The following is an 18,818-nucleotide window of genomic DNA, read 5'->3' as shown; positions in this document are numbered from 1 at the left end:
CGTGTCCGTTGTGACGCGCCCGGAGGACTGGATGGCCGACCCCCTGCTCCCGGACGACCCGACCGCGCTCGGCGCCTACACCCTGGAGAAGCGGCTGGGCGAAGGCGGGCAGGGCGTGGTCTACGCGGGACGCGACGGCGACGGACGGCAGGTCGCGGTCAAGCTGCTGCACGCCCGGCTCAGCGACGACCCGTCCGCCCGGGCCCGGTTCGTGCGGGAGCTGGAGGCCGCCGAGCGGGTCGCGCCGTTCTGCACGGCGCGGATCCTGGACGCCGACGTCGACGGCGACCGCCCCTACATCGTCAGCGAGTTCGTCTCCGGCCCGTCGCTGGCCGCGCTGGTCCGCGACGAGGGGCCGATGGACGCGCCCGCGCTGCTGCGGCTGGCGATCGGCACGGCCACGGCGCTGGCGGCCGTCCACCGCGGCGGGATCGTGCACCGCGACTTCAAACCGGCCAACGTGCTGATGGCGCCGGACGGGCCGCGCGTCATCGACTTCGGCGTGGCCCGCGCCCTGGACCACGAGGCGGTCACCGTCACCGGCCAGATCGTCGGCACACCCGCCTACATGGCGCCCGAGCAGATCGCGGGCGGAACCGTCGGACCGGCCACCGACATGTTCGCGTGGGCCGCCACCATGGTGTTCGCCGCGACCGGACGCGCCCCGTTCGGCGGCGACTCGGTCCCGGCGGTGCTGCACCAGGTCTTGCACGGCGAGGCGGACGTGCGCGCGCTGCCCGCCCCGCTGGCCGAACTGGCCGGCATCTGCCTGGCCAAGGACCCGGCCCGCCGCCTCACCGCCCCGGACCTGCTGCTGCGGCTGCTGGACGCGGCCGGAGCCCGCCCCGGCCCGGACTCCGGCGACCTGCTGGAACACGGCGCGACGATGGCCACCGCCGAACACCTGGCCGCGCCGCCGCCACCGCCCCCGGCGCCCGCCCCGACCAGCGGGCCGCCGCCGACACCGTGGACACCACAGGCGCCCGGCGGTCCCGCACGCAGGCCGACGCGTGTGGTCGGCGTGCTCGCCGCCACCTGGGCGCTGATCATCGCGGGCGTGGTGGGCCTGGGAGTCGCGGGCGTCCCCCTGATCCCCGGCATCGGCGGGATCGGCGCGTCCGGCGGCTCCGAGCGGAAGACGGTCGACATCGGCGTCCTGGGACCGTTCTCGGGCGACCTGTCCACGCTCGGGCAGCCGATGCTCGCCGGCGCCCGCCTGGCGGTGGACGAGTACAACGCCTCACGGCCCCGGGTGCGGGCGCGGCTCATGCAGTACGACACCGGCGGCAAGCCGGAGGGCGCCATGCTGGCGGCGACCCGGGCCCGCACCGACGGCGTAGCCGCGGTCATCGGCCCCATGACGGGCCAGGAGGCCATGCCCGCCGGGCAGGCGCTGGAAAGCGCGGGCATCCCCAGCGTCACCCCGTCGGTGGCCGACCGGACCCTGGCACAGCGCGGCTGGCGGTACTGGCACTCCGTCGTCCCCGTCTACGAGACAAGGATCGCCGCGCTCGCCGACCTGGCCCTGACGGCCGCACCGGGAACGCGCAAGGCGGTGCTGATCGCGGACGGAACCGCGGCGACCACCGTGAACGCCGACCCCATCGAGAAGCACCTGCGCGGCAAGAACGTCACCGTGCGGCGCGTGACGGAGCCCCCGGGCTCCACCTTCACGCGCGCCATCGACGCGATCAAGAAGGAGGGCGCGGACACCGTCTTCTTCAGCGGCTACTTCCCCGAGAGCGCACGGCTGCTCAAGAACGCCCGGCAGGCCGGGGTGAAGGCCCGCTTCTACCTGCCCGAGGGCTCGCAGCTGCCCAACTTCGTCGAGATGGCCGGGCGGGACGCCGCGGAGGGCACCGTCACCATCTGCGGCTGCCTGGACGTGGCGTCACAGGCCGGCGGCACGACGCCCCCCGCCTACAACGCGTTCGCCCAGCGGTACGCCAAGGCCAACGGCGGCGCCCGGCCCGGCACCTACGCGGCCGAGGCGTACGACGCGGCGACGGCCGTCACCCGCGCACTCGCCCAGGGCAGGAGCACGCCCCAGGACATCAACGCCTACCTCGGCACCATCGACGTGCAGGGCGTCACCCAGCGGATCAAGTTCGGCGCCGGCGGAGCGCTGACCGCTCCCGTCATCTACGCCTACCAGGTGAAGGACGGCAGGTTCGTCTCACTGGGCGACGCGCGCACCGCCCGGGTGTCCTAGCCCTGGGGCGGTTCCTCCTCCAGGAGGTCGTCGAACTCGCCGTCCTTGACGCCGGCGATGAAGGCGTCCCACTCGGCCTCGGTGAAGTACAGGATCGGGCCATCGGGGTTCTTGGCGTCGCGCATCACCACGGCGCGCTCACCGAAGTCCTTGTGGTCGACGGGCACGTCCTTGCCATCGATGAACTCGATGATGACGCCGTCGCTGAGCACCGGCTGCTGCTCGGTCACTGGCACACCTTCTCCGTCCCAGGTGGGGTGGACGGCTCCCAGGCTAGCCCGGCCCGCCCCCACCCGCCCGCCCCTTGACCCCGAACACACGGACCCGAGAACGACCCGCGAACCCTTTGTCCCACTTGGGGGAGCAATGGCTACCGGAGGACTTCAATCCCGATCGCCAGCACGCCGAGCCTCTCCTTCTCCGGCGGGTAGATGCCGCGGATCACCCTCAGCAACTCCTCGCGGTCCTCCCCGAGATCGCCCCCGATCGACCGAGGATCCTCCTGGTCGAGCATCGCCTCGAACGACGGATACTCGGTCACCCGGGTGACACGGGTCGGGACGCGTTCGTCGCCGGAGACGAACGTCAGCTCCTGCCCGGCCCGGATCCTGCGCATGCTCGGGTACCCGACGCGGACTTCCACGGTCTTCACACCGTCCTCGATCAGTCTCAGATACGGCGCGCGAATGTTCAGCTCGGACTTGACCGCGTCGCCCATCGTCACCTCACTGGTCGGTCGTGCCGGTACGCCTCCCGGAAGTCCTGGACGGCGCTCAGGTCGCGGTAGCGGGCGGTCAGCACACGATCAAGGTCTCCGGCTCGCCGCCGCACCGGATCCACCAGCCGTGAGGCGGTGAGTGCCTGTCGTCCCTGCTCGGCGGCCTCCTCAGGTTCCCCCAGCTCGGCCAGGGCCAAGGCCAGGTCGAGACGGGCGATGGGGACCCTGCTGGGCGACTGTGACGGGTCGGGCGACGCCAGCTCGGCGTCAAGGGCGTCTTGGGCGTACTGCCTGGCGCGGACGAAGTCCCCCTGCTCTGCGTCACCGAGCCAGATGCACGCTTGTGCGGCATGGCCCCTGATGGCGAAGGAGGCCAAGGTTCCGGTGTCCATGGCAATCCGGAGCGGTGCACGGGCGGGAAGTCGTTCGTACAGCTCACCGGCCTGCCGGAACATCTCCTGGTATCCCTCTCGCTCGCCCAGCCTGGCGTGGGCGCGGGCTGCTTGCGTTCGGAGGCGGACCGCCAGTGGGTGACGCGTCGGCGCCTTGGCGATACCCCGTCGGGCGGCGGCAAGCGCGCGAGCGGGCTGGTTGTTGTAGATGGCGATCGAGGCCATGGCATCGGTGGCGAACGCGCATAGCTCGTCGTGCCCGGCCTGGTCGGCGTGCTCGAACGCGTCGATCGCCCACGCCTCAGCAGCCAGTGGGTCACCGAGGTCGTGTGCCAGCCACGCGAGCATCTCCGACAGCCATGCCGCGTAGACGAACAGCTCGCGAGACTCCTTGAGAGTGCGGGGCCCCTCGATGAGCTCGGCGACCCTGTTGCGATAGGCATGCGCGCTGACGAACACGTCGGCAGGCGCATCGATGTTCTGGCGGCGGTCGAGGGTGGCGATGACGGATTCCAGGTGGGCGAACGTGCCGTGTCCGACGGCACTGGCGCTCGCGCGCCGGGTGAACTCCATCGCCTCGGCCGCAGTGTCCGGGAGGACTCTGTGCAGGAGTTCGGGGGCGACGGCGACGGTCGCTCCCAGTCTCAGGGCATCTCGGCGTTTCGTCGGGCCACCCCCTTGTGTCGAAGTGGATGGATATTCATCATCGTCGCCCGTTTGGGGCAGCTTTGTCTCGTTCTGGGGGTGGAGTTCCGTCTCGGTGATACCGAACACGGTGGCGTAGGCGGTGACCCAGTCCCGGGGGTACACCTGGCCGCTCTCATGGCGGACGATCTGCCGGGCGAGGGCCTTGACCTTGTCCGTGGGGTGGCTGGTGATCCCGATGGCCTGACGTAGTTGCCGGGCCATCTCGAAGGTTCCCCATCCGCGCGATTGCCGCTCGGTGCGCAGCCGCTCGGCCCATGCGGGACGCTCCTGCTCCATGGCACCTCACACCCTTTCGTTCGGGGTGGCCGGGGACAGAGAGGGGGTGTCCCCGCGGGTGCTGCCATTGTCTACGTTCCGTAACTGGTTCGCAGCGCTTTGAATCTGCGTGCGGATGCGCGGTGACTGCCGGGTCCGCCGTGGGAGGCGGCCGAGACCGTCCGCCCGCGAAGACGAGGACGGCCCTGGCCCGGTGCGGACAGATCCGGGGCCTCGCCAGACGGTAGGAGGAGGTCCGACTATGGACGAGCGTGCGGGCGCCCTCGACTCGTGCGACCCACTGGCGCCGCTCGGCACGCAGTTGTCCGTGCGTGGACTGGTGGTCGAGCGCGGCGCGGACGGGCTTCATGTCGCGGTCAAGGGGGACCCGGACGCCTGTGACACCATCGCGTGCCGCCCCCGGCCGGAGGACGGCGGCAGGCCGTGGTTCTGGACGTCAAGCGGCGAGCCGATCGCTGAGGCCGACGACGAGCACATGGACGACGCGGCCCTGTACGTGCTGGTGCATCTCGCCGAGCGCTCGGGGGACGCGAGGGCGGAGCGGTGACGGGCGGGCGGAACGTCGACCAGGCGCTTGCCGTTCTGCGCGCGCGGTTCCCCGAGGCGCAGGTGTGGCGCGGAGAGCACACCGGCAAGCTGTGGGGTCTGGTACGCGACCCGTCCGGCCGGGCCCACCTGGTGGAGGCCGAAAGCCCCGTCGAACTCGGTCGGCTCCTGGAGGACGCGCAGGGCGGGCGGCCTCCGGCGCCGCGACCCGTCACCGGTCGCGCCCGCCCGGTGCCGCGTCGGGCGGGCGTGCCTACGTCCATGCCGGTGTACGGGCGGCATGAGGCGCCGCGGGCGCCGTGGTGGCGGCGCTTGGCGGGTGCCTTCGTCCAGTTGGACGACGAGGAGTGGTGAGCCGGGGGCGGCCGTGCGGTGGACCGCCCCCCGTCCCGCATCGTCGCCCCCATCCAGCGCCGCGCCCTTGACCGGGTGCGGTGGCGAACGGCGGGGCGGGGCCACGCGCGGGTGGCCCGCCTCGCCTTCCTCGGGGAGCTAGAAGTCGTGGAGGAGGCGGGCGGCGGCGATCTCCAGGCGGGACTGGGACTCCTCGGGGGTGGCGCGGCCGCGCAGCATTTCGATCATCTCCATGGTCCAGACGCTGGTCAGGGCCCGGACCACGATGCGGCGCGGGTCGTCCTCGGGGAGGTCGGCGTCCGGGCCCGCGGCGGCGCGCAGCAGGAGGGCGGCGAGGCGGTCGCCGATGTCGGTGCGCACGTCGGACAGCAGCAGCGAGCGGATCAGCGCGTCGGCCAGTTCGGGTTCGCGCATCAGGCCGCGGGTGGCGCGCATGAGCACCTCCACGGTGCGGCCGGGCGGGGAGTCGGTGCGCGGCGGGCGGCGCTCGACGCTGCCCTCCAGCAGGTCCAGCTCCTCGCTGACGACGGCCACGACCAGGTCCATCTTGGACGGGAAGTAGCGGTAGAGGGTGCCGAGGGCCACGCCCGCGCGTTCGGCCACGGTGCGCATCTGCATGGCCTCCACGCCGCCGCGCGAGGCCAGCGCGGCGGCGGCCTGCACGATGCGGCGGCGGCGCTGCAGCTGGCTGCGGGAGCGGCCGCCCTGCCGACCCGCACCGGCCGTGCTGTCGTCGGTGGTCGTCGGCTCTGCGGTCACGGTCGCTTCCCTTCCTCGCGCGTGCCCTTGTGCGGGCCGCTCGCAGCTGTGCGGCCCCAGCCTACCTTCCGGCGAGAACCTGTTATCTGAATTCGTTCCGGCGGGCGGTGGGACCCGTTCGGCGCGTTGCCCGGTGGGCGTTGTGAACGCGGCGTCCGGCCGGGCCTCTGGACAGGAACTAGAATCTGTTCTAGTTTGCGCCGTGAGGTCGGGACGGCGAAAGGTGGGCGCGGGAGTGACCGTGGCGGCGATGCTGACGGCGCGGGCCGCCGACGACCGGCCCGGCCTGCGCCGTGCCGAGGACGGACGCGCCTGGACCTGGCGCCAGGCGGTCGCCGAGTGCGCCGTCCGGGCCGCCTGGCTGGCCGCAGAGCCGCACCCCGCCGACCGGCCGGTGCACGTGGGCGTGCTGCTGGACAACGTGCCGGAGCTGGTGTTCCTTCTGGGCGGGGCCGCGCTGTCCGGGTCGGTGCTCGTCGCGCTGAACACCACCCGTCCGGCGGCCGAGCTGGCCGGGGACGCCGGGCGCGCCGACTGCGACGTGATCGTCACCGAGTCCGCGCACGCCAGACTGGCCGCCGCCGTCGGCGCGGCGACCGGGCTGCCCGTGCTGGACGCCGGCGGCGAGCCGTACCGCGCCCGGCTCGCGCGGCACGCCGGCGCGTCCCTGCCCGACGTCACCGGCGTCACCGACACGACGCTGCTCATGCTGATCTTCACCTCGGGCACGTCCGGCCGTCCCCGCGCCGTGCGCGTCACCCACCGCAAGGTCACCGTCCCCGGCCGGAACCTGGCCGGACGCCTGCTCACGCCGGACGACGTCGTCTACTGCCCGATGCCGCTGTTCCACTCCGGCGCGGTCATGGCCGCCTACGCGCCCGCGCTGGCCGCCGGGGCCGAGCTGGTGCTGCGCCGCCGGTTCTCCGCGTCCGGGATGCTGCCGGACGTGCGCGCGCACGGCTGCACCTACCTGCACTACGTCGGCAAGGCGCTGTCGTACGCGCTGGCCACGCCCGCCGCGTCCGACGACGCCGCCAACCCGCTGCGCGTCGCGTTCGGCAACGAGGCGGCCCCGGCCGAGCAGCGCGCGTTCGCCGACCGGTTCGGCTGCCATGTGGTGGACGGCTACGGCTCCACCGAGACCGCCATCGCCTTCACCCCGGACCCGCACGGCCCGCCCGGCGCGCTCGGCCGCCTCGGCGACGGCGTCAAGATCCTCGATCCGGAGACCGGCGGTGAGTGTCCGCCCGCCCGCTTCGACGCGGCCGGACGGCTCCTCAACGGCGACGAGGCCATCGGGGAACTGGTCAACACCGCCGGGCTCGGCCTGTTCGACGGCTACTACAACGAGGACGCCCCCGACCGGCTGCGCGACGGCATGTTCTGGAGCGGCGACCTCGCCTACGCCGACGCGGGCGGTCACGTGTTCTTCGCCGGACGGTCCGCCGACCGGCTGCGCGTGGACGGGGAGAACTTCGGCGCCGTGCAGGTGGAACGCGTTCTCGCCGATCTTCCGGGGCTGCGGGCGGTGGCGGTGTACGGGGTGCCGGACGCCGCGTCCGGCGACCAGGTGATGGCGGCCCTGGTCACCGACCGCGCCCCCGGCGACTTCGACGCCGAGGGGTTCGCCGCCTACCTGCGCGGCCGCGCCGACATGAGCCCCAAGTGGCCGCCCCGGTACGTGCGCGTGGCGCGGGAACTGCCCGTCACCGCGTCCAACAAGATCCTCAAGCGGAGGCTGGCCCGGGAGGGCTGGCGCACCGGCGACCCGGTGTGGTGGCGGCCCGGCCGGGAACTGGTCTACCGCAGGATGACGCCGGACGACGCGGCCGCCCTGCGCGCCGAGTTCGCCCGGCGCGGCCGCCTCCACCTGCTGGCACCCGACCCGGCCCCCGAGCCCTCGCCGAAAGGGAGCGACTGACGTGGACTTCAACCTCGACGAGACCCAGCGGGAGCTGCGGGACCTCGCCGCCGACGTGCTCGGACGCGAGGCGTCCCACGAACGGCTGGAGGCGTTCGAGAAGAGCGGCGCCCCCTACGACGCGGCCACCTGGAAGGCGCTCGCGCAGGCCGGGCTGCTGGGCGTGTGCCTGCCCGAGGACGCGGGCGGCGCCGGGCTCGGCCCCGTCGAGATGGCGGTGATCCTGCGGGAGGCCGGCGCGCACGTCGCGCCCGTGCCCCTGTACGCGGCGCTCGCGCTGGCGGCCGTCCCGATCGCGCGGCACGGCACCCCCGCCCAGCGCGCGCTGCTGGCGCCGCTGGGCGAGGGCGGCACGGTGCTGACCGGCGCGTACCGCGAGGTGGGCCCGTCCGGGACGGTCACCGCCACCGCCCGCGGTGACGGCGACGGCTACGTGCTGGACGGCGTGAAGACGTTCGTGCCGTACGCGGCGGAGTCGTCCCGCATCCTCGTCCCGGCCCGCCTGGACGGCGGTGACGTCGAGGTGTTCCTCGTGGAACCGGGCGCGGTGTCGCTCACCCCGCAGCCGTCGGCGACCACCGAGCCGCTGTCGCGGGTCGAGCTGGCGGGCGTGCGGGTCGGCGCGGACGCCCTGCTCGGCGGCGGCACCCGCGGCGAAGCCTGGCGGACGCTGCACCGCGCCGCCGTCGCCGGCGCGGTCGCGGTGGCCTCCGGCGTCATCGACAGCGCGCTGAAGCTGACCACCGACTACGTCAAGACGCGCGAGCAGTTCGATCGGCCGCTGGCGCAGTTCCAGGCCGTCACCATGCAGGTCGGGGACGTCTACATCGCCAAGCGCGCGCTGGACGTGGCCATGTGGGCGGGCGTGTGGCGGTTCGCCGAGTCGATGCCCGACGCCGACGAGGTGCTGGCGGTCGCCGCGTACAACGCCTGCGATCCGGTGCCGCGCGCCCTCTACACGTGCCAGCACCTGCACGGCGGCATCGGGCTGGACGTCACCTACCCGCTGCACCGCCGCTTCGCCTGGGGCAAGCAGGTCGGCCACCTGCTCGGCGGCGCCGACGACCAGCTCGACGCGCTCGGCGCCCTCCTCGCCGCACCCGCGACCGGGGAAGCCGCCGCGACCGTCACCGCCGGGAACTGAGGAGCGTCACGCGTGTTCATCGACCTCACCGACGAGCAGAAGAAGCTGCGCGCCGAGCTGCGCGAGTACTTCCAGGGCTGCCTGACCCCCGAGCAGCGGGCGGGCATCGCCGACGACCCGTTCGGCACCGCGTACATGGAGCACTGCCGGCGGCTCGGCCGCGACGGCATGCTCGGCGTGGCGCTGCCCAAGGAGTACGGCGGACGCGGCTACGGCCCGGTCGAGCAGCAGATCTTCGCCAACGAGATCGCCCGCGCCGAGGTCCCGTACCCGATCATCACGCTGAACACGGTGGCGCCGACGCTCCTGCAGTACGGCACCGACGAGCAGAAGCGCACGTTCCTGCCGCGCATCCTGGCGGGGGAGTGCCACTTCGCGATCGGTTACAGCGAGCCGGGCGCGGGCACCGACCTGGCGTCGCTGCGCACCACGGCGGTCCGCGACGGCGACCACTACGTCGTCAACGGGCAGAAGATCTTCACCTCGGGCGCGCACTACGCCGACTACATCTGGCTGGCCGCGCGCACCGACCCGCACGCCAAGAAGCACAAGGGCATCTCCATGCTGATCGTGGACTGCCGCGACCCGGGCTACTCCTGGACGCCGATCGTCACCATGGACGGCCGCCACCACACCAACTCCACCTACTACCAGGACGTGCGCGTCCCGGCCGACATGCTCGTCGGGGAGGAGAACAAGGGCTGGGACCTGATCGTCAACCAGCTCAACCACGAGCGGGTCACGCTCGGCCCGGCGGGCAACATCGGCCACACCTACGACCGGTTCGAACGCTGGGCCCGCACCACCGCCGGACGCGACGGCAGGCCGCTGATCGAGCATCCGGACGTGCGCCGCGCCGTCGCCCGCGTGCACGCCTACCTGCGCGTCAACGAGCTGCTCAACTGGCAGGTCGCGGCCGACCAGGACCTGGGCTGGCTGGGCGCCCCGGACGCGTCCGCCACCAAGATCTACGGCTCGGAGCGCATGCAGGACGTCGGCCGGATCGTCGGCGACACGCTGGCCCGGTTCGGCGACCCCGGCGACCCGGCCACCGCCGAGTTCATCCGCGTGCTCGACCACGGCGTCAAGGGCGCGGTCGTGCTGACGTTCGGCGGCGGCGTCAACGAGGTGCAACGCGAGATCATCGCGATGCTCGGCCTCGGCCTGCCGCGCGCCCCCCGCTAGGAGGTTCACCGATGACGACGACGCAGGAGGCGGCCGCGGAACCGTCCGTCCACGACCGGCTGACCGAGGCGGCCGAGCGGCTCGCCGCCGCCGGGGAGCGGCCCGCGCCGCCCTGCCCCGACCCCGTCAACGCCGCGATGATCCGCAACTGGACGCAGGCGCTCGGCGACACCGGCGACTGGTCGCGGGTCGCGCCGCCCGCGATGATCCAGGTCTGGTCGATGCCCGGCCTCGTCGCGGGCAAGGGAGACTCCGCGGCCGACGAGGTGCTCCGCATGCTGGACGAGGCCGGCTTCACGGGGGTGGTCGCCACCAACTGCGAGCAGACCTACGACCGGTACGTGCGCGTCGGCGAACATCTGCGCCCGGCCATGCGGTTCGGCGGCCTGACCGGTCCGAAGAAGACCGCGATGGGCGAGGGCTACTTCGTCACCTGGTACCAGACCTGGTACGACGAGGACGACCGGCGCGTGGCCGAGATGCTGTTCCGCGTGCTGAAGTTCCGGCCGCGCAGGCGCCGCGCCGGGGCCACGACCCCCATGAGGCCGGTGACCAGCCTGGACACCGAGTTCTTCTGGGAGGGCGCCAAGGCCGGCGAGCTGCGCATCCAGCGGTGCGCGGACTGCGGCGCGCTGCGCCACCCGCCCGGGCCGATGTGCCCGTCCTGCCACTCGGTCGCCCGCGACCACACGGTGGCGAGCGGACGCGGCCATGTGCACAGCTACGTCGTGCACCACCACCCGCCCGTCCCCGGCCGGACGCCGCCGTTCGTCGTCGCCGTGGTCGAGCTGGAGGAGGGGGTGCGCGTCGTCGGCAACGTCCTGCGCTGCGACCCCGGCGAGGTGACGGTCGGCATGCCCGTCCGCGTCACGTTCGAGCACGTCGACGACGAGCTGACCCTGCCGCAGTGGATCCCCGCCGACGCCCCCGAGGACGAACCGCCCCCCGAACCCGACGAACCGGCTCTCCTGGAGATCCCGCTGACGCCCACGTTCGTCATCGCCACCGCCCTGGCCACGCGCGACTTCACACCCGTCCACCATGACACCGCGCTGGCCCGCGCCCAGGGCACCAAGGACATCTTCCTCAACATCCTCACGACCATGGGCCTGGTGCAGCGCGCCGCCCTGGCCGCCGTCCCCGGCGCGACGCTGAGCGGCATCGCCGTGCGGCTCGGCGTCCCCGCCTACGCGGGCGACACCCTGCGCCTGTACGCCGAACGCGTGGACGCGACGACGCTCAGGGTGCGCGGCGCGGTGAGCCTCGGGGACCACGTGACCGCCACCGTCGAGTTCGAGGAGGACGCGTGAGCGTCTCGGGCAAGGCCGCCGTCGTCGGCATCGGCGCGACCGAGTTCTCCAAGGAGTCGGGACGGTCGGAGCTGCGGCTGGCCGCCGAGGCGTGCCTGGACGCGATCCGCGACGCCGGGCTGCGGCCGTCCGACGTGGACGGGCTCGTCACCTACACCGCCGACACCAGCTCCGAGATCGCCGTGCAGCGCGAGCTGGGCATCCCCGGGCTGCGGTTCTTCTCCCGCGTCGACTACGGCGGCGGCGCCGCGTGCGGCACGGTCGCGCACGCGGCGATGGCCGTCGCGACCGGGCAGGCCGACGTGGTCGTGTGCTACCGCGCGTTCAACGAGCGTTCCGGGCACCGGTTCGGGCAGGCGACCCGCTCCGGCCGCGCCGACGCCACGGGGCTGGAGTTCTCCTGGCACCTGCCGTACGGGTTCGCCACCCCGGCGGCGTGGGTGGCCATGCAGGCCCGCCGCTACATGCACGAGTACGGCGCGACCGGCGAGGACTTCGGCCGCGTGGCGGTGGCCATGCGACGCCACGCGGCCACCAACCCCAAGGCGTGGTTCCACGGACGTCCCATCACGCTGGAGGACCACCAGGCGTCCCGGTGGATCGTGGACCCGCTGCGCCTGCTGGACTGCTGCCAGGAGTCCGACGGCGGCGTGGCGCTCGTCGTCACGTCCGTGGAACGCGCCAGGGACCTGCCGCGTCCGCCCGCCGTGGTGACGGCCGCCGCGCAGGGCACCGGCCCCGACCAGATGATGATGTTCGGCTACTACACCGGCGACCTGGCGGCGCTGCCCGCCATGGGCCGGGTCGGCGCGACGCTGTGGCGGCAGTCCGGCCTGACGCCCGCCGACATCCGGACCGCGATCCTGTACGACCACTTCACCCCGTTCGTCCTGATCCAGCTGGAGGAGCTGGGCTTCTGTGGACGGGGCGAGGCCAAGGACTTCGTCAAGGACGGTGGCATTGAGCTCGACGGCCGGTTGCCCGTCAACCCCAACGGGGGTCAGCTGGGTGAGGCGTACATCCATGGCATGAACGGCATCGCCGAGGCCGTCCGCCAGATCCGCGGCACCTCCGTCAACCAGCTCGACGACGTCGGGCATGTGCTGGTGACGGCCGGAACCGGCGTTCCGACGAGCGGCCTGGTCCTCAGCGCCCTGCCGTGAGCCGGGCTACTTCGCCTCCGGCGGGAAGTTGAGGCCCTGCTCCAGGACGGCGAAGGCGTCGTCGACCGCGTCGGATATCTGCTCGTAGCCCATCTTCGGCGAGCGCATCGCCTCGGCGGCGGCGTGGAACGCGCTCACCGCGGCGGCCGCGACCACGTGCGGGCGCAGGTCGGTGTCGGGGTCGGTGCCCATCCGCTCGGCGATCAGGCGGGTCAGCTCGGCCTGCTTCTTCTGCGTCAGCTCCAGGCTGCCCGCCATGAGGGTGTCGCTGTCGGCGGTCAGGTCGAGCAGGCAGCGGAAGCGCGCGGGGGCGAATCCCATCTCGCCGCGTTCGGCCGCGCGGGTGGTGTCCACCGCGATGCGGCGCAGCGCGGTCAGGATCGGCTCGTCGGTGTAGCGCTCGGCCACCATCCGCATGAGCGCGTGGTGCTGCTCCTCCTGGAAGGTCAGCGCCACGTCCTCCTTGGAGGCGAAGTAGCGGAAGAACGTGCGGGACGACACCTCGACGGCCTCGGCGATCTCGTCGACGGTGGTGGCGTCGAAACCCTTCTCGGCGAACAGCCGGAACGCGGCGTCGACCAGGGCGTCCCGGGTCTGCCGTTTCTTGCGTTCACGGCGCCCGACCGGCGCCGTGGGGGCGGGGCGGACCTGCGGACCGGCGGGGTGGGCCTCGGGGGCGGTCGCGGTCATGAGCGCAGTGTGGCATTCCCGCCACGCCTTTCGCCAGTGGAAGTCCGGCCGGTTCGGGCATGAACGGGACATGTCGGTCGGGCGGCTCGGAAGTCACCTGCGCCGTCGCGCGACCGTCATAGACTTGGCCGCCGAGTGGAGGGGGGCAGAAGCCATGGGCAAGCACAGCAAACCGCCCACGCGTCCCTGCCCTGGATGCCAGGGGACGGGCACGCACAGGGGCCACACGTGCGGGGTCTGCCGGGGCGAGGGACGGATATGACGATCTACCCCCCCGACGGGTGCACCTTCGAGGTCACCTACACCCTCGGCAAGCGCGGCATGGGTCAGGAGTCCTTTCCCGACGTGTACGCCCTCGGCCGCTGGTTCAAGGAGATGGAGCGCCGCGGCGCGTTCGAGCCCGAGGACTTCCAGACGCCGGACGAGGACGGCCGCAACGGCTACCGGATCGTGTGCGTCACCGACAGCGAACGCGTGCCGATCAGCTACTTCCACCCGCGCCTGGTGATGGGCCGCATCGAGGGCGCCCGCTAGCGCCCCCGTCGGCCGGGGCTCAGTCTTCGCTCGGGCTCGGCGTCGGGTTGGACGTCGGCGTGGGCGCGGCCGGGGGCTCGGGCGACGCGGCGGGCGGCGGGCTCGACGGCGACGAGGGGGCCGGGGAGCCGGGGTCGGCGGGCGTCGCCGACTGCGACGGCTCCGGCGTCTGCGCGGGCGACGACGGCGTGGCGGACGGCGTGCCCGGCGACGTCGATCCCGGGGCGGACGGGCCGGCGGTCGCGGTGCGCCGCTCGTCCGGCGTGGACGATCCGCCGCCTCCGCTGGACGGCGCGCCGCCGCCCGGCCCGCCGGGCACGCCGGACGCGCCGGTGCCGCCGGTCGCCCACGGCGGTGCCGCCGGACGGCTGGTCTGGGTGAACGGTCCGGTGCTCGGGCCGCCGCGCGTGGCATCGGACGCGCCGCCGGGGGGACCGCCCGCCGGGCGGGCCGAGCCCGCCTCCGTGTGGTCGCTGCGCGACGTCGGCACGAGGTTGGCCGCGCGGCCGCCGTTGCCCACCGGCCACGAGATCAGCATGCCCACCGCCGCGGCGGCGGCCGCGGCCAGGCCCGCGGCGACGCCGACCTTCCTGGCCTTGCCGCGGCGGGCGCCCGAGGGCGCGGGCTCCGGCGCGGCCTCGGCGCCGATGACGACCAGCGGGCTGGTGGCGGTGACGCTGGGCAGCGGCCGCCGCGCCTCCGCCTCGCACGCCGCCAGCACGCGTTCGCGCAGCTCGCGCGGCGGCTGGGCCGGTGCGCGGCGGGCCAGCAGCTGGGGCAGCCTGCCCTTCTCGAACGCGCCGATGAGCTCCAGGTGCGTCCGGGTGCCCGCGGGGGCGCGCATGAGCACGTCCAGGACGGCGCGTTCCAGGCGGGTGCGGGCGGCGTGCAGCAGCCCGCGCGCGGTGTCGGGGGCGACGCCCACCACCCGGGCGATGTCGTCGATCTCCAGCCACTCGCCCGCCCACAGCAGCAGCACCTCGCGGTGGTCGGCGCGCAGACCGGCGGCGGCGCGCAGCAGCGGGTCGCCCTGCCCGGCGGCCGGCCGCGGGGACGGCGGGCGGCTCTGGAACACGCCGTCCGGCAGGCCGCCCGGGGCGCCGCGTTCCAGGCAGGCCGAGCGGGCCAGCGCGTACAGCCACAGCACCGTGTCGCCGCGCGGCGGGTGGCGTACCGTCGCGACGAACGTGCTGGTGACGGCGTCCGCCGCCGCGCGGTCGCCCACCAGCGACCAGCAGTAGGCGTACAGGCGGGCGGCGTGCGCGTCGTACAGGGATCCCGGGTCCGCGCGCATCATTCCTCCGTCGTGACCTGGGCCGACCCCCCAGGCAGGACAAAACGGTGGGAAACGGGACTCTAGTGCAATCTGCGACGGAGTGGGTAGTTGGGTTGGTTTCACTAACTTTTCTCAAGATTGCCGGATAGGTGATCCGGTTCACCGGGGAAGGCTTCGAGACCGTCGCCGAAGGACTGTTTCGACAAGGGGGTGCCCCGGTGGTCCACCTGACCGTGGACGAGGTCCACCAGTACATACGCGGTGTCTGCTTCAAGAAGGGCCCGCCCGGCACCGTCGGCGCGGAGACCGAGTGGCTGGTGCTCGACCGCGCCGCGCCCGGCGCGCCGGTGCCCCCCGCCCGGCTGCGCGCCCTGCTCGACCGGGCCGGGCCGCCGCCGCACGGCAGCCGCATCACCTACGAGCCGGGCGGCCAGCTGGAGCTCAGCTCGGCGCCGTTCCCCGGGCTCGGCCCCGCGCACCGCGGCCTGGCCGCCGACATCGCGCACGTCCGCGACGCGCTCGCGCCCGCCGGGCTCGTCCTGGCCGGGCACGGCGTCGACCCGGCGCGCGACCCGGTCTTCCAGGCCGAGCACCCGCGCTACCAGTGCATGCGCAGCTACTTCGACTCCCGAGGCTTCACCGACGCGGGCATGGCGATGATGTGCTCGTCCGCGTCCGTCCAGGTGTGCCTGGACATCGGCGCGGACGCCGCCGACGCGGCGCGGCGGTGGCGGCTCGCGCACGCGCTCGGCCCGGTGCTCGTCGCCGCGTTCGCCAACTCCCCGGTACGCGCCGGGCGCCGCACCGGCCTGCGCTCCACCCGGCAGGCCGTCTGGACGGAACTGGACCCGTGCCGCACCCTGCCCGTCCTGCGGCCCGGCGCCGACGGCGACCCCGCCGAGGCGTGGGCCCGGTACGCGCTGGACGCACGCGTCATGGTGCTGCGCACCGCCGCCGGCGACTGGGTGGCCGACCCCGGCATGACCTTCCGCGAGTGGCTGGCCAAGGGGGAGCCGGGGCTGGACGACCTCGTCTACCACCTGTCCACCCTGTTCCCGCCGGTCCGGCCGCGCGGCTGGCTGGAACTGCGCATGATCGACGCGCTGCCCGGGGAGTACTGGGCGGTCCCGGTCGCCGTCGCCACCGCCCTGCTGGACGACGCGCGCGCCTCCGCCGCCGCCGAGGCCGCCACCGAACCGGTCGCCGACCGGTGGGCGGCCGCCGCCCGCGACGCGCTCGCGGACCCGGCCCTGGCCAGGGCCGCCCGCGCCTGTTTCCACGCCGCGCTGGACGCCCTGCCCCGGCTCGGCGCCCACCACCTGATCCCGCTCGTGGAGGAGTACACCTCGCGCTACGTCGACCGCGGCCGGTGCCCCGCCGACGACGTCACCGGCACCTCCGGTCCACCCCTCCGCCCCGACGAACCGACCCGTGAAGGAACCCGTCATGCCTCCGCTGAGCTCGCTTGACGAACAAGCGTTGAAAGAACTGATCGCGGCTGAGCTGCAATCGGCGCGGGACCGCAGCCTGGGCCTGACCACCGAGGCACTGGACGAACCCGAGCTGACCGCCCAGGTCTCCCCGCTCATGTCCCCCCTGGTCTGGGACCTGGCGCACGTGGGCAACTACGAGGAACTGTGGCTGCTGCGCGCCGCCGCCGGCATCGAGCCCATGCGCCCCGAGATCGACGACCTGTACGACGCGTTCGAACACCCCCGCGTTGAGCGCCCCAGCCTCCCGCTGCTGCCCCCCGAGGAAGCCCGCGAGTACATCGCCACCGTCCGCGCCAAGGTGCTCGACTCCCTGGACGCGGTGCGGTTCGACGGTTCCGGACCGCTGACCACGGGCGGGTTCGTCTACGGCATGGTCGTGCAGCACGAGCACCAGCACGACGAGACCATGCTGGCGACGCACCAGTTGCGCAAGGGCGCCCCCGCCCTGCTCGACCCGCCGGAGACACCGGCCCCCGCCCGTGACACCGTGCCGGCGGACGAGGTCCTCATCGAAGCGGGCCCGTTCGAGATGGGCACGTCGGACGACCCGTGGGCCTACGACAACGAACGTCCCGGTCACGTCGTCGACCTGCCCGCCTACTACATCGACACCGAGCCCGTCACCAACGCCGCCTACCTCGCCTTCATGGAGGCCGGTGGCTACGACGACCCGCAGTGGTGGCACCCCAAGGGCTGGGAGTGGCGCTGCGCCAAGGGCAAGCGCGCCCCCGCGTTCTGGACACGTGAGGCGGGCCAGTGGCTGCGCCGCCGTTTCGGCAAAGTGGAACCGGTGCCCTTGGACGAGCCCGTACAGCACGTGTGCTGGTACGAGGCCGACGCCTACGCCAGGTGGGCGGGCAAACGGCTGCCCACCGAGGCCGAGTGGGAGAAGGCCGCCCGCTGGGACCCGGTCGCGGCCCGCTCCCGCCGCTACCCCTGGGGCGACGAGTACGAGGAGGGTCGCGCCAACCTGGGACAGCGCATGCTCCATCCCTCCCCGGCGGGGTCCTTCCCTTCGGGGGCGTCCGCGTACGGAGTGCGGCGGATGCTGGGGGACGTGTGGGAGTGGACGTCCACCGACTTCCACGGCTACCCCGGCTTCCGGTGGTTCCCCTACAAGGAGTACTCCGAGGTGTTCTTCGGCCACGACTACAAGGTGCTGCGCGGAGGCTCCTGGGCCACGCACCCTCTCGCCGTACGCGGCACGTTCCGTAACTGGGACTACCCCATCCGCCGCCAGATCTTCACAGGGTTCCGCTGTGCGCGCGACGCGGCGGAGCCGCCGGCGCAGCCGTCTCTCTCGCGCCGCGGGGGGCGTGGGGGGTCGTCCCCCCACAGGCAACAGGGTTCGCGCGACGCGGCGGAGCCGCCGGCGCAGCCGTCTGGGGGCAACTGATGTGCCGGCACGTGGGATACCTCGGGGCGCCGGTGACGTTGCACTCGTTGATGTACGAGGGGGAGCACTCGCTGGAGCGCCAGTCGTACGCGCCGCGCATGACGCAGGGGAACCTGCTGAACGCCGACGGGTTCGGCGTGGGCTGGTACCACGAGGGGGAGGCCGTCCGGTTCCGCAGGGCGCAGCCCATATGGACCGACGCGTCCTTCCGGGAGGTCGCCCGCGTCGTGACGTCCGGATGCGCGGTCGCCGCCATCAGGTCGGCGACCGTCGGCTTTCCCGTGGACGAGAGCGGCGCCCAGCCGTTCCGTGACGGCCCCCGCCTGTTCAGCCACAACGGCCTAGTCGAGGGGTTCGCGGGTGTGGAGGCCAAGCTGCGCGAACTGGCCGGGGACCTGGCGCCCGTGCCCGACGCGCGCGCCGCCGTCGACTCGGCCCTGCTGTTCGCCATGGCCGCCCGGCACTGGCGCGACGGCGCGTCCCTCGCCGAGGGCCTGGCCGCCGTGGTGCGCACCGTCGCCGCCCTCGCCCCCGGCCGCTACAACCTGCTCGCCGCCGACGGCACCGCGCTCGCCGCCACCACCTGGGGCGACTGCCTGCACGTCCGCGCCAGGCCGGACGCGGTGATGCTGTCGTCCGAACCCCTGGACGAGTCCGGATGGCAGGCCGTGCCCGACCGTTCGCTGGTGACCGCGGACGCCGAGTCCGGCGTCCGCGTCACCCCCCTGTGAAGGAGCCGCC

Annotated in this window: 18 protein-coding genes; 12 read left to right on the top strand and 6 right to left on the bottom strand. The window is 73.6% G+C overall.

The genetic code is table 11. The annotated features are described in order from the left end of the window. Position 1 precedes the first annotated feature (1 nt). Positions 2–2,212, top strand: coding sequence for a bifunctional serine/threonine-protein kinase/ABC transporter substrate-binding protein (locus ABZ801_RS10615; protein ID WP_360695513.1), 2,211 nt, complete (start codon positions 2–4; stop codon positions 2,210–2,212). On the opposite strand, the gene ABZ801_RS10610 is transcribed toward ABZ801_RS10615, so the two are convergent. From ABZ801_RS10610 to ABZ801_RS10600, 3 genes are all read right to left on the bottom strand, one after another. Then, entirely contained in the window at positions 2,209–2,442 is a 234-nt protein-coding gene (locus ABZ801_RS10610) for a DUF397 domain-containing protein (protein ID WP_344953265.1), read from the bottom strand. The two genes, ABZ801_RS10615 and ABZ801_RS10610, sit on opposite strands and share 4 nt — an antisense overlap. Positions 2,443–2,582: 140 nt before the next feature. Beyond that, complete coding sequence (locus ABZ801_RS10605) at positions 2,583–2,930, bottom strand: ASCH domain-containing protein (RefSeq protein ID WP_360695509.1); 348 nt, start codon at positions 2,928–2,930, stop codon at positions 2,583–2,585. Between the two features lie 2 nt (positions 2,931–2,932). Further along, entirely contained in the window at positions 2,933–4,306 is a 1,374-nt protein-coding gene (locus ABZ801_RS10600) for a hypothetical protein (protein ID WP_360695505.1), read from the bottom strand. 241 nt (positions 4,307–4,547) lie between these two features. On the opposite strand from ABZ801_RS10600, the gene ABZ801_RS10595 reads away from it, so the two are divergent. Together ABZ801_RS10595 and ABZ801_RS10590 are read left to right on the top strand one after the other, a co-directional pair. Continuing rightward, a complete protein-coding gene (locus tag ABZ801_RS10595) occupies positions 4,548–4,853 on the top strand; it encodes a hypothetical protein (RefSeq protein WP_360695502.1) in 306 nt (101 codons plus the stop codon). Then, positions 4,850–5,206, top strand: coding sequence for a hypothetical protein (locus ABZ801_RS10590; protein WP_360695499.1), 357 nt, complete (start codon positions 4,850–4,852; stop codon positions 5,204–5,206). The genes ABZ801_RS10595 and ABZ801_RS10590 overlap by 4 nt, the downstream gene beginning before the upstream one ends. A 138-nt stretch (positions 5,207–5,344) precedes the next feature. Here ABZ801_RS10590 and ABZ801_RS10585 read toward each other — a convergent pair whose 3' ends face one another. Next, a complete protein-coding gene (locus tag ABZ801_RS10585; RefSeq protein ID WP_344953286.1) occupies positions 5,345–5,965 on the bottom strand; it encodes a TetR family transcriptional regulator in 621 nt (206 codons plus the stop codon). A gap of 235 nt (positions 5,966–6,200) precedes the next feature. Here ABZ801_RS10585 and ABZ801_RS10580 point away from each other — a divergent pair, with 235 nt between their 5' ends. The 5 genes from ABZ801_RS10580 to ABZ801_RS10560 are packed head-to-tail and all read left to right on the top strand — an operon-like array spanning position 6,201 to position 12,688. Then, entirely contained in the window at positions 6,201–7,886 is a 1,686-nt protein-coding gene (locus ABZ801_RS10580; RefSeq protein ID WP_360695495.1) for an AMP-binding protein, read from the top strand. A gap of 1 nt (position 7,887) precedes the next feature. Further along, a complete protein-coding gene (locus ABZ801_RS10575; protein ID WP_360695492.1) occupies positions 7,888–9,030 on the top strand; it encodes an acyl-CoA dehydrogenase family protein in 1,143 nt (380 codons plus the stop codon). Positions 9,031–9,042: 12 nt separating this feature from the next. Beyond that, positions 9,043–10,215, top strand: coding sequence for an acyl-CoA dehydrogenase family protein (locus ABZ801_RS10570; RefSeq protein WP_344953295.1), 1,173 nt, complete (start codon positions 9,043–9,045; stop codon positions 10,213–10,215). Between the two features lie 11 nt (positions 10,216–10,226). Then, entirely contained in the window at positions 10,227–11,525 is a 1,299-nt protein-coding gene (locus ABZ801_RS10565) for an OB-fold domain-containing protein (protein WP_360695489.1), read from the top strand. Further along, a complete protein-coding gene (locus tag ABZ801_RS10560; protein ID WP_344953302.1) occupies positions 11,522–12,688 on the top strand; it encodes a lipid-transfer protein in 1,167 nt (388 codons plus the stop codon). Before ABZ801_RS10565 ends, ABZ801_RS10560 begins: the two co-directional genes overlap by 4 nt. A 6-nt stretch (positions 12,689–12,694) precedes the next feature. On the opposite strand, the gene ABZ801_RS10555 is transcribed toward ABZ801_RS10560, so the two are convergent. After that, on the bottom strand, positions 12,695–13,378 hold the full coding sequence (locus tag ABZ801_RS10555) for a TetR family transcriptional regulator (protein WP_360695485.1): 684 nt from the start codon (positions 13,376–13,378) through the stop codon (positions 12,695–12,697). Between the two features lie 258 nt (positions 13,379–13,636). Between ABZ801_RS10555 and ABZ801_RS10550 the strand changes: the two genes are divergently transcribed. Beyond that, a complete protein-coding gene (locus ABZ801_RS10550) occupies positions 13,637–13,912 on the top strand; it encodes a hypothetical protein (protein ID WP_344953308.1) in 276 nt (91 codons plus the stop codon). Positions 13,913–13,931: 19 nt separating this feature from the next. On the opposite strand, the gene ABZ801_RS10545 is transcribed toward ABZ801_RS10550, so the two are convergent. Continuing rightward, the gene (locus ABZ801_RS10545; protein WP_360695482.1) at positions 13,932–15,206 is read right to left on the bottom strand and encodes a hypothetical protein; all 1,275 of its coding nucleotides are present in this window, start codon (positions 15,204–15,206) and stop codon (positions 13,932–13,934) included. Positions 15,207–15,406: 200 nt separating this feature from the next. Here ABZ801_RS10545 and egtA point away from each other — a divergent pair, with 200 nt between their 5' ends. Genes egtA through egtC form a run of 3 tightly spaced genes read left to right on the top strand, consistent with a single transcriptional unit; the run spans position 15,407 to position 18,808 of the window. Further along, on the top strand, positions 15,407–16,657 hold the full coding sequence (gene egtA / locus ABZ801_RS10540; protein WP_360695479.1) for an ergothioneine biosynthesis glutamate--cysteine ligase EgtA: 1,251 nt from the start codon (positions 15,407–15,409) through the stop codon (positions 16,655–16,657). Continuing rightward, positions 16,635–18,077, top strand: coding sequence for an ergothioneine biosynthesis protein EgtB (gene egtB / locus ABZ801_RS10535; protein ID WP_360695476.1), 1,443 nt, complete (start codon positions 16,635–16,637; stop codon positions 18,075–18,077). The genes egtA and egtB overlap by 23 nt, the downstream gene beginning before the upstream one ends. After that, the gene (gene egtC / locus ABZ801_RS10530; RefSeq protein WP_360695473.1) at positions 18,077–18,808 is read left to right on the top strand and encodes an ergothioneine biosynthesis protein EgtC; all 732 of its coding nucleotides are present in this window, start codon (positions 18,077–18,079) and stop codon (positions 18,806–18,808) included. The genes egtB and egtC overlap by 1 nt, the downstream gene beginning before the upstream one ends. Positions 18,809–18,818: the final 10 nt, after the last annotated feature.

Source organism: Actinomadura sp. NPDC047616 (assembly GCF_040642915.1).
GTDB lineage: Bacteria > Actinomycetota > Actinomycetes > Streptosporangiales > Streptosporangiaceae > Spirillospora > Spirillospora miaoliensis.
This window is presented reverse-complemented; position numbering and strand designations above follow the sequence as displayed.

What these genes read in the sequence shown, in the direction of transcription:
- egtC (WP_360695473.1), top strand. Translation starts at nt 18,077, where the DNA reads ATGTGCCGGCACGTGGGATACCTCGGGGCGCCGGTGACGTTGCACTCG.
- ABZ801_RS10555 (WP_360695485.1), bottom strand. Translation starts at nt 13,378, where the DNA reads ATGACCGCGACCGCCCCCGAGGCCCACCCCGCCGGTCCGCAGGTCCGC.
- ABZ801_RS10595 (WP_360695502.1), top strand. Translation starts at nt 4,548, where the DNA reads ATGGACGAGCGTGCGGGCGCCCTCGACTCGTGCGACCCACTGGCGCCG.
- ABZ801_RS10550 (WP_344953308.1), top strand. Translation starts at nt 13,637, where the DNA reads ATGACGATCTACCCCCCCGACGGGTGCACCTTCGAGGTCACCTACACC.
- ABZ801_RS10545 (WP_360695482.1), bottom strand. Translation starts at nt 15,206, where the DNA reads ATGCGCGCGGACCCGGGATCCCTGTACGACGCGCACGCCGCCCGCCTG.
- ABZ801_RS10605 (WP_360695509.1), bottom strand. Translation starts at nt 2,930, where the DNA reads ATGGGCGACGCGGTCAAGTCCGAGCTGAACATTCGCGCGCCGTATCTG.
- ABZ801_RS10600 (WP_360695505.1), bottom strand. Translation starts at nt 4,306, where the DNA reads ATGGAGCAGGAGCGTCCCGCATGGGCCGAGCGGCTGCGCACCGAGCGG.
- egtB (WP_360695476.1), top strand. Translation starts at nt 16,635, where the DNA reads ATGCCTCCGCTGAGCTCGCTTGACGAACAAGCGTTGAAAGAACTGATC.
- ABZ801_RS10565 (WP_360695489.1), top strand. Translation starts at nt 10,227, where the DNA reads ATGACGACGACGCAGGAGGCGGCCGCGGAACCGTCCGTCCACGACCGG.